Source organism: Shewanella baltica (genome assembly GCF_900456975.1).
GTDB classification, from domain to species: Bacteria; Pseudomonadota; Gammaproteobacteria; order Enterobacterales; family Shewanellaceae; genus Shewanella; species Shewanella baltica.
The window spans coordinates 1,352,847-1,367,496 of the sequence record NZ_UGYM01000002.1; the positions used below are offsets into that span (position 1 = coordinate 1,352,847).

Below are 14,650 nucleotides of genomic sequence, written 5' to 3' on the forward strand. Positions count from 1 at the left end.
TCGCTAGGGAATTTATTGCTTTTTGTTGAGCAACACTTGGTAGGCATCAACGGCAACCTTGTCGCCCGACTTAAGGCCCGCCAGCACTTCGACCTCGCCATCTAAGGGACTAGCGACACGGACTTGGGTGAGTACAAATTCTTCGCCCTTTTTAAGGTAAACGCTGCTCAGTTCGTTCATTGTCAGTAGCGCAGAGGTGGGCAATTGGATTTTTTCTCGCTCGCCATTTTTAAAGGAAGCCTTTGCCCAAGTACCGGGTTGAAGATTCGCTTCATTTTCAGGCAGATTAATGCGCACTTGGTAACTATGGCTGACGGGATCGGCAAAACTAAAAATAGTGAGATCCTTTGAGGTTAACTCGCGGCCATCACTTAAACGGACGAGGAATTCGGGGGCGTTTTTCAGTTGGTTGATGTAACGCTGTGGCACTTGGGTAATGGCGCGCATTTGGCTCGCGGAAAACCCTGAAAGTAGTGCTTGTCCTGGGCTCACGGTTTCGCCCAGTTCGACAAAACGTTCTGTGACTACACCACTAAAAGGCGCTGATACCACAGTGTATTTTAAGGATTCGCTGGCTTTGATGACGCGGGCTTGCGCTGCGGTTACGGCTTGCTCTGTGGCCTTAGCATTGGCGGTGGCTTCATCCATCGCGCCCTTAGAAATCGCGCCTTGGGGGAATAACTCTTTATAACGTTTGTATTGCGCCTGTGCTTCAACATTCAAGGCTCTGGCTTTAGCTAAATCGGCCTCAAAGCTTGCCAGTTCAGCGCCTTGTTCTTTACTGGTGATCTCCAGTAGGGCGGCTCCTTCGGGGACAACATCGTTAACATCGTAGTTGAGTTTGACGATACGACCAGAGGTCTGCGCTGACACAGTCGCCGCTTTTACTGCTTCTATGGTGGCATCTAAGGTGACCCAATTGGCGTAGGGTTTAGTTAAGACTTCGATGGTTTCGACTGAGGCAGCCTGAACTTGAGTACTGGCAAGCGCCAGCAGTAAGAAAAGAACGCGAGAAATTGACGTCATAATTAATATCATCCCAGATGTAATTCATGAGTAAATTCTAATGGAGTTGTTTTCAATAGGCAATCAATATTTATTAGAAAAATTTAATATAGTGTATTTCCCTAATTTAGGAATAAGGCCCATAAGTGCCTTATTCCCATCGTTTCAGTGAGTTCTGACTAAGCCTAAGATTTAGTCATTTAAATAGTAGGTGAGTGTGGACACAATGCGAATTTGTTTAATGTAAGGCGTGCTGTTATCGCGATCCGAAATAGTAAACTGGCCTTGGCTAGCGGTTTTAATTTTTCCGAGGCGAGAATCTGAATCCTTAGCAAATTTTTCCGCTACTTCACGAGCATTTTGAGTGGCTTCTTGTACCATCATAGGTTTGACTGAATTGAGATCGGTAAACAGGAATTCGGTGCGATTGTCATACTCTTGGCTGGCGATCGCTATGCCTTCCTTCACTAAGCTAATCATCTGCTTACGAGTATTGAGCATTAAATCAATCTGCGGGGTATAAACCGATAGGTTCACCTTTGCCGAGTAACGGTATCTGACGTTGGGGTCGACATAACCTTGTGCTTGGCGATCTTCAATTGAAGGTAATGAAATCGTAATTTCGCTATCGCTAAAGCCTTGTTCCTTTAAAAACGCCACGACGCGGTCGGTTTTTTGCTGAACCGTCTCGTAGAGTTTAGGCAGATTATTATCGACCTCAGTGAAATTGATTGGCCAAATTGCCACGTTGGCTTTGACTTCTTTTTCCGCTAAGCCCTTGACTGTCACTGTGCGTTCCATGGCTTTCATCTGCAATAACGCTGTGCTTGCTGTCTGTCCAACATACACAAGCCCAGCACAAAGGAAACCGCCCAGCAGCAGGGCAGGAAGGATGTTATTTTTTTCCATAAAAAGAATCTCTTGATTAGATAAACTCAGCCTACGATACCCAATAAACCTAAGTCATGCACTGGGTTTATTCGGGATAGATGCCGCTTAAGATTTGAGGGAGACAAGTTGGCGATATCAGCTTGATGTCGCTTTATTGAGACGGGCTATTTTTCCGGAGGAATAACACTTGGCTGCCATAATTCGACTTTATTGCCGTCGGGATCGATAAACCAGCCAAAGCGGCCAAACTCTGAATCTTCAATGCCACCCACGAGCTGACCACCACCTTGTTCGACCTGTGTGAGCGCTTGGGCCAGATCATCAACGATAAAGTTAAACATAAAGCTCTTATCTGAAGGCGCAAAATAGTCAGTGCTATGGGCGAAGGGCGTCCAAACATGGTAGCCGAGTGTCGCTTTATCTGTGTGATAAAACGCCGCGCCGCCCCAGTTTTCAATGGGGACCTGAAGATGGGTTTTATACCAAGTTGCCAAGGTAACGGGATCTGCACTTTTAAAGAAAATTCCACCGAGTCCAATGACTTTAGCCATAGCCGTAGCTGCGTTTACAGGAGTATGAATTAACTTTAGGCAATAAATGCTTAAGATACAAAAAAGCCGCAAAAAATGCGGCTTTTGGGGTTAAGCATTTAGCTTAGAATTGATAGCTGTATTGAACTGAGTAGTACATACCGCTTGATTCAGTAATTGCATTCACAGGGCCAGCGATTGCGCTGTTTTCGATCAGGTGAACTTTTTCACCTTTAATATAAGCGATACCAAAGTCAACGGTGTTTTGTGGGTTGATGTGGTAGCTCATACCCGCTGTATACCAGTTACGGTCAGAGTCTGGGAATGAAATTGAGCTAATTTCGTCCACAACACCTTGGTCATGCATATAACCTGCACGAACGGTGAATTGTTCGTTGATAGTATAAGTACCACCTAGGCTGAATAACCATGAATCTTTCCATTGGTATTCTTTCAGGGCAACGTCGCCAGCTTGCAGTTGAGTACCCGCACCCGCTTGACCTGGAATAATAGTGGCGACGCCATCTTTAGCGGTGATTTGATCAAAGTTGCCCCACTGGGTGTACTGCGCTGTATAGTGCACTGCAAACTTAGTAGTGAGCTGATGGAAACCTGCAACTTGGAAAATATCGGCTAGTGGTACGTCTAAGCTGTCAAAGCTGGTCGCTAGGGCTGTTTTTGAACCTAAACCAACGGCAGATAAATCTTTAGTGCTGATCGTGTTGATATCACCTTTAACATTCACTGTTGGGCTGAAACGATAGCTGATACCGAAACGGTTATCTTTATCTAGCTCAATAGTGGCACCCACTATACCACCGAAGGCCCAGCCGTCAGCGTCGACGTCAACCAAAGGCGTAGTGCCCATGTTACGGGTTAAACGACCTTCACCGTAGATGGCATCCACACCCGCACCGATACTGAACATTTCATTAATACGGTATGAAAGGCTGGCGTTAAAGTTAACCGTTGTGACTTCTGTTTCGCCGAGTAAATCATAAGGTGCTGGTGAGTTTGCAGGTAAACTCTTTGAAAGTGAGCTGGCATCGGTACCGGTACCAAAGTTAGAAAACGCAGCAAAGCCCACGGCGAACTTATCGTCGATTGGGTGGATGTAGAAAATATTAGGGATAATTTTAGAGCTACCCGCATCATCGATGCTGCCTAAGTCAACGGCACCACCGGCAAAGTTAACGTCTTTAACATCAACAGTAATATCGGCATAAGTTAAGCCGAATGAGATCGCATCTTTATCGAATAATGCCATAGCAGCAGGGTTACGTGATAACACAGAAGCGTTATCGGCAATAACCGCATCACCAGCAAATGCACGGCCCATACCTGTGGCTGATTGACTGTTGAGTTGAAAACCTGAAGCTAAGGTTTGAGTACTTGCTAATGCGACAGAAACGGCAATGAGTGTCTTGTTGAATGTTTTCATTATAATTCTCTCTATTTTTTATAAGTATTGGATTTTTATTCGGTCCTAGTCAGCCGAAAGTCTTTAAATCCATTTATTAGTCTTCGGCATCTTATGGACTGAACCTAACCTCAACAAGTCCGACCAGATGTGAAAATTGTTAATTTTCAGTTAATTAAAAACCTTTAAAACAGAGGTTGAACTTTAGTACGCTTGAATGGTCTGGCCAGATGCTTGATATGAAGGGCTTTGGGTTTAACGGTAGGTTTCAATTGACGTTAACGGTTTGTAATTGTGTGTTGAGTATTTAAAAGGATACAAAATGTAAAAAGCGCACAAGTGTGCGCTTTTTAAGTTATACAAGCGTGTCAAAACTAGAGTGCAGACTTAAATTGTTCGAACTCTGTTGTTACATTTTCACTCGGTGCAGACAATTTGCTCACCAAAATACCGGCAAATGTGGCAAATACAAATCCTGGCAGGATTTCGTATAACTCGAAAATCCCTCCCGTAAGTTGCTTCCAAATCACGACTGTTAATGCGCCGACAATAATAGTGGCGATGGCACCATTACGGCTGTATTGCTTCCAAAATAGCGATAACAAGACCACAGGACCAAAGGCCGCACCAAAGCCTGCCCAAGCATAACTCACAAGGCTTAATACACTGCTTTCAGGATTGAGGGCAATGATGCCTGCGATCACGGCAATCGCCAGCACGCCCATGCGACCGACCATCATCAACTCGCGATCATCCGCTTGAGGGCGTAACCATTTACGGTAGAAATCTTCAGTGATCACGCTTGAGCACACCAGCAACTGTGAATCGATAGTGCTCATGATGGCCGACAAAATGGCCGCAATAAGTAGACCCCCAATCCAAGGATTAAACGCGGCTTGGGCTAAATGAATAAATACCGTTTCTGAATTCGCTAGTGGGGCGTTAGCGAAATACAGAGAACCGGCAATACCTGTGGCTAAAGCGCCAATTAAAGATAAGACCATCCAGCTCATGGCAATACGGCGCGATAAGGGCAGGGCATCGGCACTGCCTATCGCCATAAAGCGCGACAAAATATGCGGCTGACCAAAATAGCCAAGACCCCATGCGAGTAAAGACAACATGCCTATCACTGTGGTTTTGTCGCTGACCAAGGCTAACATCGCAGGATCGATAGTTTCAATTCCGGCGTGGCTTTCAGGATGAGAGAAAACGGCAAAGGGGACGATTAAGAGGGCGACAAGCATCAAACAGCCTTGAAAGAAGTCTGTCCAACACACAGCAAAGAAGCCACCAATAAAGGTATAACCGACTATGATGGCTGAGCCAATCACCAGCGCCACTGTGTAATCGAGACCAAAGACTTTTTCAAATAGAATCGCGCCACCGACCATGCCTGAGGAAGCATAGAAAGTGAAAAACACTAAAATAGTGATTGCGGAGACGAGCTTGAGATAGCCCTGGGTATCGTGGAAACGTTTCTCGAAGAAATCCGGTAAGGTGAGGGCGTTATCGGCGAGTTGAGTGTAAATACGCAGTCGTCTGGCGACAAATAGCCAGTTTAGCCAAGCGCCAAAAATTAATCCTATGCCAATCCAAGCTTCACCTAAGCCGCCTAAGTAAACTGCGCCGGGTAAACCCAGTAACAGCCAACCTGACATATCGGATGCACCCACACTGAGTGCGGTCACAGCGGGGCCCATTTTGCGGCCACCTAAAATATAATCATCAACAGTATCGGTAGCACGGTAAGCCCAAAAACCTATGCCCATCATCAATACTAAGTAACCAACAAATGTGATTAAAATCGGGGTTTCAATCGTCATCTTGCCTTTTCCCATCTTGTTATTATTAAAAGTGGCAAGCATGCTACCAGATGTTTGAACAATCGCCCATTAGCAGATAGAAGTGTGATTAAAATCTAACCTCCGATCGCGTGAAAATATCGGAGGTTAATTTAAAAATAGCCGAGATAAGATCGGGTTAGATAAAGGTATTCTTGATTTCGTCTTTTACATAGCTAAGGTCTGCTTTATCTTCACCTATAAGCAAAATAAACGCATCGGGTGTTTCAAAGCCCATTCCTTGGTATTTGCCATCGGCGAAGGTTTTGTCTAACACCATACGTTTTTCGAGTGGCACGATAAAGAGTGTGACCTTGCTTTGCTCGCCCTGTAGCACTAAGTGCAGGCTTTTCACCCCTTGAAAATCGCAATAGGAGGTGTAATACACTTTGCCCGGTTGTTGGGTGAACTTGGCATTGCCAAAGTCTTTCATCGACGCGAGCTGCGCATTGACCTGATTAAAGTTGACGTTTTGATCCACCTGTAAGGCAACACCTTCATGGTAGACATGGGCCAGTGCATGTTCGGCTAAATCGATTGGCCCTAAACGTAATAGACTAAAACTGATCCCCACCACAAATGCCACCGAGGCCGCCATGGCCACTAAAAAGCCCGTCTGACGGCGGTGTTTATGGTGTTGTTGCAACTGCTGACGCAAAATCAGTTTATCGGCGAGATCGTCCGCCACCTCTACTTTCAATGCATTTGTCAGTTTGGCATCAAGGTTTTTGAGCTCATTGATTAAGGCTTGGTTTTCTGGCTTAGCATTAATTTGCGCCAGAAAATCAGCATCTTGATTATGAGGATCTTCATAAGCTTGACGTCTAAATTTAAGCTCATCCATTGGATTGACCTCTCACATCATTCTTCTCAAGAAATTCTTTCAATTGGCTCCTCGCCCGAAATAAACGCGTCATTACGGTGTTGCGATTGAGCTCCATCAGCTCGGCGATTTCGTCACCACTAAAACCACCAATCAGCTGCAGTAAGAGTGGCTCGCGGTATTCGATATCCAGCTTGCCAATTTGCCGACGGATCAGGTATTGCTCGGTCTGCTCTTCACTGCTATTGGAGATATTGTCTTCTAAGGTATCTTGCTCAACGTCGGAATAATCGAACTGTTTACGCTCGAAACGCCGTGCATTCTCACGCCTAAGAATCGTGATCAGCCATGCCTTCGCCGCTTTATCATCCTTGAGGGAATCCAAAGAGCGCCACGCCCGCAAGAAGGTTTCTTGGGTAATGTCTTCAGCCACGTGTTTATCGCCGCATAACCAGTAGGCGTAGCGGAAGATGTCTGCATGTAGCGCCTTGACTAGGCTGTTGTATCGTCGTTGTTTACTTAGCATGTCAGAAGAGACCGCGGGCTCGACGGATTTCTTACGCCAGTTAGCAAACATTTTTATTTTTTCGGCTTGTTGGCTGAATGTTTAGCATAGTTGAGCTCGCTTCTCTCTCATTAAATCCTTAATTTACTTAGGATTCAGTGGGCTTAATGGCGCCGATTTTGGGTTTGAATGTTTATGCTCACAAGCCTTAACCGCGTTAAGCAATGCGGCGCACTCTAGGGTCAGCTTTTTAGTATCCGCACTGTTAGTATTCGCACTGTCAGTATGACTGTTGGCATCGGCCTTCGCACTATAGGCGGCAATTTGCAGTTGCTGTATCGCCTGTGCGAGTTGCGGCGACTGCTCGGCAATTTTATCGAGTGTCATAGGCGCTTGCTGTAACTCGCTGAAGTAGCGCTGTAACTGCAACATAATGCGGCTCACATCGCCACTTGCGCAGGCTTGCTCCAATCCTTGTAAGCCCGCAACATTTACTGATTGTGCTGAACTCATTGAAGCGTTAATTGCTGTCGGGGCGGCCGATTGGTTTTTTAAAGCGCGGCGCCAAGCGATTAAAGTGATGATCCAAGCGACGAGAGTGATCAGCCATAGCGCAGCAAACACCTTAATCATCCAGGAGTCATTGTTGTCGGCCGCTGAATTTGCTTGCCAAGAGGCTTGGGCGGGCGCATCTGTGACGGCACCGCCAGTTACCACTATGGTGCGTGCGGGGAGCGTCGCGGTTTCTTGACGTTTAAGGTGCGGATTCCACCAAGGCACTTTGACTTCGGGCAGGATAAATGTTCCCGCTTTGCTGGGAACGATTGCCGACGTAATACTGTACTGGGAGACAATTTGTGCATCGCGTACAAAGGTTTGTCGCTGAGGTTTCTCTGGGTATGACTTCAGTTCATTAGGCAGGGTTTGCACTATATCTGGCAGGCTATTTTCATCGGCATTGGATGCCAACAAAGTAATAGTGCGAGTGATAGGGCTACCGACGGTAAATTCTTTAATATCCTCAGGGAAGTTCTCTTTTAACACCACTAAATCGGCAACCAGCCATTGGCCTTGGAAGTTTGTCGGTGCAGGATTCACTTGCACTGTGAGTGAGGGCGCCCCCGCTTGCATTGGGCGGCTTTCATTAAAGCCAAACATGCCGCCGCGGCGTTGGGATTCAACTAACACATCGCCCGCAAAGGTTGCACCTTTGATGTTCACTTGGCCGGGTAAGTCGGGAATGATGCCATAGGTGCGTTCAATCACGCGGTAACGGCGGCCATCGACTATCTCTGAGCCATCCTTATCTTCGCCAATTTGTTTGATCTGTGCGCCTTCGATTACTGGTGCGCTCAATACGCCCCTTTGTAATTCTACCGCTAGATAGAGTTTCACCTTGTAGGTAATGAGCTGCCCGACATAGGCCTCGTCAGTTGACACTTTGGCATCGATGAATAGGTTGTTCATTTGCGCGGGCTGGCTGCCCGTTTCGACCACTTTGAGTGGGATCGGCGCCGAGCTGATGCCATCAATAGTAAAGGCTGGAATGGTCAACTGGCCTTTTTGTTTTGGCGCGAGCAACACTTGCCAGCGAGTCTCTTTGACCGCATCGAAGTTCATGATCTGTGTGCTGCGACTCACGCTGGTGCGGCCAACAATAAAGTCTTTCAGCAGGGCGGACGTGTCTAGCTTGCCAGTATCGATTTCATCATCGACGCTGATGTTGAGCACAAAGTATTCACCCTCCATCACAGGATTACGATCGACCGATGCCTCAATTTTGCTGAGTGCAAAGGCGGGATGGGCCACTCCGATGGCAAGGAGTAGCAGGATAAAAAATTGTCTGATCACCACTGTTCGTTATCCTTTGATATTTGGCCATTTTGACGGCGTTTTTGATATTCCAACTGCATTTTATTGCGAAGTAACACTTGTGGGTCTTCACTCACGCCCCTCAGCGCTCGCTGCATTTCTGCGGGAAGCGGTTCGCTATTGGTTGGCGGCGCTTCGACAGATTCACTCATAGCGGCTTCTTGTTTATCTTGCGCATTTTTCTCAGGAGCTTCCTTGGCGCCAACGCTTTGCTTGGCTTGCTCAGCGGATTTTTCCTCCTCGGCATCGGCGTTAGCCTGCGCTTGCATCTTAGCTTCATTATCCGCTGGTGAATCGTCTACAGGCTCATTTTCCTTTGCATCCTGCTCGGCATTTTGCTGCTTGGCTTGTTGATCCTGTTGCGCTTTATCTTGATCTTGCTGAGCTTCATCTTGCTTGTCCTGAGCATTGCCATTTTGCTTATCTTGCTCTGACTCTTGCTTATCCGCTTTTTGCTGCTCAGAGCTTTGCTCAGGATTGGCATTGTCCTGTTGATCCTGAGACTCTTGTCCCGCTTGATCTTGCTTATCTTTCTGAGCGCTATCTTGGTCAGATTGTTGTTTATCCTGCGACTGCTGATTACCGGATTGTTGGTCGCCAGATTGTTGGTCACCTGAATTGGAATCACCGGACTGCTGATCGCCTTGTTGATCTTGGTTCTTATCCTGTTGATCGTTTTTACCTTGCTGCTTTTGCTGTTGTTTCAATTGCTTTTCAGCCAGTTCAAGGTTGGCCTTTGCCGCAGGGAAATCGGCTTGTTTTTCAAGTGCGGCTTGATAGCGCTCCTTTGCCTTATCGGGTTTACCGAGTTGCATCAACGCATTGCCTTGATTGTAGAGGCCTTGGGCAGAGCTATCTTGCTCGAAGGTTTTCAGCGCTTGCTCATAATCACCGGCCTTATATTGGGCGCTGCCACGCCATTGGGGTGACTCAAACTGCTTAGCGGCGTTGGCATAATCTTGGGATTGATAGGCCTGCATCGCTTGCTGATCTGTCGTTTTCCACACATTGTCCCAGGCATTGTCCCACACACTGGCATGGGCAGACTGAGGCGCGGCCGCGAGCAGTAAGCCGCCAATGAGAGTGGCAAATCCAACGCTTGCCACGATTCCTTGCCTAAAGCTGAAAAGGGCGGGCAGCAGTAACAGCAGGGCGAGATAAGGGCCGAGATCCTGCCAGGTTTCACCGTCAAGATCTGTGGCTTTGGCATCGCCCGTATCACTTAACCAATCTTGTAATTGGGCCAGATCATTGCCGTCGGTGCGATTTTGGATTAACACGCCTTTGTTATCCGCTGCCAGTTTTTGCAGCAGGCCAAAGTCAGTGCTGGCCACAACGACCTCGTTGCTGCTGTCGCGCTGCAATTGTCCATCGGGTAGACGAATTGGCGCGCCTTGGCTGGTACCAAAAGCGACGACCGCAAGTCGATATTGCGTGCCACTTAATGCCGAGTTAGCGTCATCAAATTGGGCTGCGGTTATGCCATCTGTCATCAGGATAATATCACCGCGAATATGCCCACCCTGAGCCAGTAGCGTTTTAGCTTGGGTTAAACCTGCCGCTAAGTTTGAGCCACGAACGGGCATGATGTCAGGGCTTAAGGTCGGCAATAAATTGAGTAGCGTGCCGGTATCGCGCGTTAACGGGCTGATAGTAAAGGCATCGCCAGCAAAGGCGACTAAACCTGTTTCACCTTCTTTAAGATTACGCAGCAGATCCGTAGCCCTAAATTTAGCTTGGGTTAAACGGTTCGGCGCCAGATCGGTAGCGAACATAGACACAGACATGTCCATCACCAGTACGCGGCCTTGCTCGGCGGCAAACACAGGTAAGGACTGTTTATTAACCGCAGGTCCGGCGAGCGCAAAAGTCGCAATCAGCCAAGTGAAAGCTAATAAATGCAACGGACGGCGGGATTTCTTGCTGCCTTGGGTGACCAATATTTTGGCTAAGTGCGGCGCAATATACCGATTCCACGCGCTGTGGCTCTCGTGTTGTCGCCATAAACTCAACAACACTAAAGCCAGTGGCACTAGGGCGAGTAGCCATTCTGGGCGAATAAAATGTAGGCTCATGATTTAATGTTCCCCTGTGAAGTGGTTGCGACAGAGGGTTTAACGCGGCGCGCTGCAAAGAATGGTAATTGACCTAAGGCAATCCACAGGCTCGTCAGTAAGGCCAGTGCCAGCGGCCAATAGAACAAATCTGCCTGCGGACGATAGCTTAATTGATCGCGACTCACTGGTTCGAGTTTATCGATTTCTTGGTAAATCTGGTCGAGCTCTTGGCTGTTACGGGCGCGGAAATAGCGGCCGTGAGTGACGTCGGCGATATGCTTAAGTTGGTTCTCATCCAGATCCATCGAAGGATTAACCCGCTCGCGGCCAAAGAGTGTGCGGCGCTCCATCACATCGGCACCGACACCGACAGTGTAAATAGTAACTTTACGATTAGCGGCAATTTGCGCCGCCTGCTCTGGCTCAATATTGCCCGCGTTGTTAGAGCCGTCGGTCAATAAAATCAACACTCTGTTACTCTCGTCCATTTTATCGAAACGTTTTACCGCCAGCGCGATAGCTTCACCTATGGCGGTTTGTTTACCGACTAAGCCGATTTGTGCTTCTTTTAAAAATTGCGCCACTGAACGTCTGTCTTGGGTGAGCGGCGCCTGCAAATAGGCGTGATCGGCAAAGAGAATTAAACCGATACGATCGCCTTTGCGGCGCTCGATAAAGTCACTGACAACGTGCTGAATTAAAGTGAAACGGTCAACGGTTTTACCATTTACCACCATGTCTTCAATCTGCATACTGCCGGATAAATCCACCGCCATCATCAGATCGCGGCCTTGGCTCGGCAGTTCGATAGGTTCGCCAAGCCATTGCGGACGGGCGATAGCGAGCACTAATAGGCACCAGATCAGCCAGTAGCGTTTGCGACTCTGGCGCGTGTTGGCCGCTAAGCTTTGTTTGCCTGTTTGGCTTATTCCGGGGAGTTGTAGCCGGCCACCATCCACTTGTACGGTTTGTTGGCGCCAAAAAATCAAAGGTAAAGGCAGTAATATCAATAGCCAAGGCCATGCAATTGTTAACATTGTGCCTCCGGTTGTTTGGTGTCAGCTGGCTGAATTGGCGCTTGGCTTTTAGCTTGAGCGTCGCCACTAGCTTGAACGTAGCCCTTCTCTTGAACAAGAGTCGGCTCAGGCGCACTCAGTGTTGCTTTCGATGCCAACCAAGCTTGTGCGAGTTCATGTAACTCATTGGCTTCAGCTAAGGTTAACGGCGTTGGCTGGTGACGTTTGGCCAACAAGTGGCCGATACGTTGGCGTTTAGGCGCGGGTAAATAGCTGTCTAGCCACGTCGCCCAAGCTTCACCATCTAAGGAGGCTATTGCATCTCTGCTGAGGTAACTCATGGCGGTACGCTTTAATAGGCTATTGACGTCAGAGACATAGGACGGCGCTTGTCTATCAAGCTGACAGAGTAACTGTTTCGCGGCTTTTTTCGGCGCGAAGTCACGGGCGCGTTTTCTTAGCCAGATAACTAAGAGTGTGATGAGAGCAATCACTAGCGCGAGGACCAACCAATAACCGATTGCCCAAGGCCAAGCGCCGATTGGATCGGGATGAATGATATCCTGCAGATCCGCTAGCGCTGGGTTTGGCGCTGTAGCCATAGGGACCGCAGGCTGTGCATTTGCTATCACTGGTGTCACTATTTCTGAATTCACTGTTGCTGGATCCATAGTTAACGCAATAATTCCAATTGATGGGCTAGGGGAGCACCCGCATCGATGAGCTGGGTGCGCACGCGCAGTTGCTGCATCATGGCGATAAAGTCCCTTTGCTGACGCAGCTGGATATCAAGCCAAGCCTGATAACTGTGGCGGGTGAGCACTAAGTCCTCATCCCCATCCCGTACCGGCAAACTAAAGTTGTGCGGTAACGGCAGTGTCCCTTGGCGCAGGGGATCGGTAATCAGGTAGGCGCCCACATCACAATGACGTTTAAGCTCGGTTAATGGCGCAATACATTGGGGGCTAAAATGGCTGCCATCGGTCACTATCCAAACCAAGGAGCCGGGTTTGGCGATGCGTTGTAATCGCTGACAAGCGCGCAGAATATGATCAGGATCGCGCTGGCCACTGCCAACATGATTGAGTTGATTCTCATGCACACGGCGCAGACCTGAGATCAATTGCAATATGCCCTGACGACGGCTGCGGGGTTTGAGCTCTAAATGCTCAGACTCGCATGCGATCAAGGCGCCGAGTCTATCGCCATGGTTAATGGCATTCCAACCTAAGGTGGTCGCAAGGTGTCCTGCTTGCACCGATTGCAGCAATAAACTTGAGCCAAAATAGAGACTTTGGCTCAAGTCGATCAATAACAGAATAGGGCGCTCACGTTCTTCGACAAATAACTTAGTGTGGGTTTTGCCCGTGCGAGCGGTGACACGCCAATCAATGGTGCGCACATCGTCGCCCTGTTGATAGTGGCGCACCTCGGCAAACTCCATCCCGCGGCCTTTGATTAAGCTGCTGCGATGGCCCACTAAATTAGCGCGGGCACGGCTGTAACGTTCAGGCATAGCACGGGCGATATTTTGGCACGCCAGCAGCTCTTGCTCGGTTAAATGCAAGCCATCGGCAAACAGCGGCAAGCCATCGGCCGAGGCTGAGAGTCGCGCAGTGTTACTCATCTTATTTCACCTTTATCTTTACCGTTAAGGTACTGCAACTTGACTCAAGATGTGGTTGATCACCTGATCGCGGCTGACGCCTTCGGCTTGCGCTTGGTAACTGAGTAATAATCTGTGTCTTAACACATTCGGCGCAACGGCTTGAATGTCTTCCGGTGAAACAAAGTCTCGCTCGTGCAGCCAAGCGCGGGCGCGGGCGCAGCGTTCTAATGAAATAGTGGCGCGTGGGCTGACACCGTACTCAAGCCATTTCGCTAAGTCTTCGCTGTAACGCAAAGGCTCGCGGGTCGCCATAACAATTTCGACTATGTATTTTTCGAGTGGTTCGGCGAGATAGATTTCCATGGCTTCGTCACGGGCGGCAAACACATCGGCCTGAGCAATCGGCTCAGTGGTCGGCAATTCGTGGGTGAGTGCTTCTTTACGGGATTGGCGCAGAATTTCGATTTCAGTCTCGCCGCTCGGGTAATCAAGATTCAAGTGCATTAAAAAACGGTCCAGCTGTGCTTCGGGCAGGGGATAAGTGCCTTCGTTTTCTAATGGATTTTGGGTTGCCATCACTAAAAACAGCGGTGGCAGCTTATAACTGTGCTTACCGACGGTAACTTGACCTTCGGCCATGGCTTCTAATAAGGCCGATTGTACTTTGGCGGGGGCGCGGTTAATTTCGTCCGCCAAGATCAAATTGTGGAAAATCGGTCCGGCTTCAAATTCGAAGGTGCCGGTTTGCGAGCGATAAATATCTGTGCCGGTTAAATCGGCAGGCAGCAGATCTGGGGTAAATTGAATGCGGTGGAAATCGCCCTCAACCCCGTCACATAAGGCTTTCACCGCACGGGTCTTGGCCAGTCCCGGTGGACCTTCAACTAATAAGTGGCCATTGGCAATTAAGGCAATGAGCAGATTTTCGGTCAATACTGGCTGCCCTAAAACAACCTTATTTAGGTAAGTGCGTAATGCATGGAAGCGACTCAAAGGCATGATGCTACTCGTTTTATTATGTTGAAAATGCGTGTGTGGGCTGTAGACAACGGATATGGTAAAGAATTCCCTTAGGGTT

Annotated in this window: 13 protein-coding genes; all 13 read right to left on the minus strand. The window is 48.4% G+C overall.

Translation table 11 applies throughout. The features are described from left to right. Window positions 1–12: 12 nt before the first annotated feature. Window positions 13–1,026 carry an efflux RND transporter periplasmic adaptor subunit gene (locus DYH48_RS06130; protein ID WP_115334290.1) on the minus strand — a complete coding sequence of 338 codons (1,014 nt, stop codon included), beginning with the start codon at window positions 1,024–1,026 and terminating at the stop codon, window positions 13–15. A gap of 171 nt (window positions 1,027–1,197) precedes the next feature. Further along, window positions 1,198–1,914, minus strand: coding sequence for an SIMPL domain-containing protein (locus DYH48_RS06135; RefSeq protein ID WP_115334291.1), 717 nt, complete (start codon window positions 1,912–1,914; stop codon window positions 1,198–1,200). 146 nt (window positions 1,915–2,060) lie between these two features. Further along, window positions 2,061–2,447, minus strand: coding sequence for a VOC family protein (locus tag DYH48_RS06140; protein WP_011847198.1), 387 nt, complete (start codon window positions 2,445–2,447; stop codon window positions 2,061–2,063). 103 nt (window positions 2,448–2,550) lie between these two features. After that, window positions 2,551–3,867, minus strand: coding sequence for an OmpP1/FadL family transporter (locus tag DYH48_RS06145; RefSeq protein ID WP_115334292.1), 1,317 nt, complete (start codon window positions 3,865–3,867; stop codon window positions 2,551–2,553). A 353-nt stretch (window positions 3,868–4,220) separates the two neighbouring features. Then, the gene (gene putP / locus DYH48_RS06150) at window positions 4,221–5,672 is read right to left on the minus strand and encodes a sodium/proline symporter PutP (RefSeq protein ID WP_011847196.1); all 1,452 of its coding nucleotides are present in this window, start codon (window positions 5,670–5,672) and stop codon (window positions 4,221–4,223) included. A 157-nt stretch (window positions 5,673–5,829) separates the two neighbouring features. Next, window positions 5,830–6,534, minus strand: coding sequence for a DUF3379 domain-containing protein (locus DYH48_RS06155; protein ID WP_006085484.1), 705 nt, complete (start codon window positions 6,532–6,534; stop codon window positions 5,830–5,832). Next, window positions 6,527–7,090: a sigma-70 family RNA polymerase sigma factor gene (locus DYH48_RS06160; RefSeq protein WP_115334293.1), complete on the minus strand. Its 564-nt coding sequence runs from the start codon at window positions 7,088–7,090 to the stop codon at window positions 6,527–6,529. The genes DYH48_RS06155 and DYH48_RS06160 overlap by 8 nt, the downstream gene beginning before the upstream one ends. A gap of 72 nt (window positions 7,091–7,162) precedes the next feature. Continuing rightward, window positions 7,163–8,872, minus strand: a complete 1,710-nt coding sequence (locus DYH48_RS06165) for a BatD family protein (RefSeq protein WP_115334294.1) — start codon at window positions 8,870–8,872, stop codon at window positions 7,163–7,165. Continuing rightward, window positions 8,866–10,965: a VWA domain-containing protein gene (locus DYH48_RS06170; RefSeq protein ID WP_115334295.1), complete on the minus strand. Its 2,100-nt coding sequence runs from the start codon at window positions 10,963–10,965 to the stop codon at window positions 8,866–8,868. The genes DYH48_RS06165 and DYH48_RS06170 overlap by 7 nt, the downstream gene beginning before the upstream one ends. After that, complete coding sequence (locus DYH48_RS06175; RefSeq protein WP_115334296.1) at window positions 10,962–11,984, minus strand: vWA domain-containing protein; 1,023 nt, start codon at window positions 11,982–11,984, stop codon at window positions 10,962–10,964. Before DYH48_RS06175 ends, DYH48_RS06170 begins: the two co-directional genes overlap by 4 nt. Beyond that, a complete protein-coding gene (locus DYH48_RS06180; protein ID WP_115334297.1) occupies window positions 11,978–12,634 on the minus strand; it encodes a DUF4381 domain-containing protein in 657 nt (218 codons plus the stop codon). The genes DYH48_RS06175 and DYH48_RS06180 overlap by 7 nt, the downstream gene beginning before the upstream one ends. A gap of 2 nt (window positions 12,635–12,636) precedes the next feature. Next, complete coding sequence (locus tag DYH48_RS06185; protein WP_115334298.1) at window positions 12,637–13,590, minus strand: DUF58 domain-containing protein; 954 nt, start codon at window positions 13,588–13,590, stop codon at window positions 12,637–12,639. A 24-nt stretch (window positions 13,591–13,614) separates the two neighbouring features. Beyond that, window positions 13,615–14,571 carry an AAA family ATPase gene (locus DYH48_RS06190; RefSeq protein ID WP_006082248.1) on the minus strand — a complete coding sequence of 319 codons (957 nt, stop codon included), beginning with the start codon at window positions 14,569–14,571 and terminating at the stop codon, window positions 13,615–13,617. Window positions 14,572–14,650: the final 79 nt, after the last annotated feature.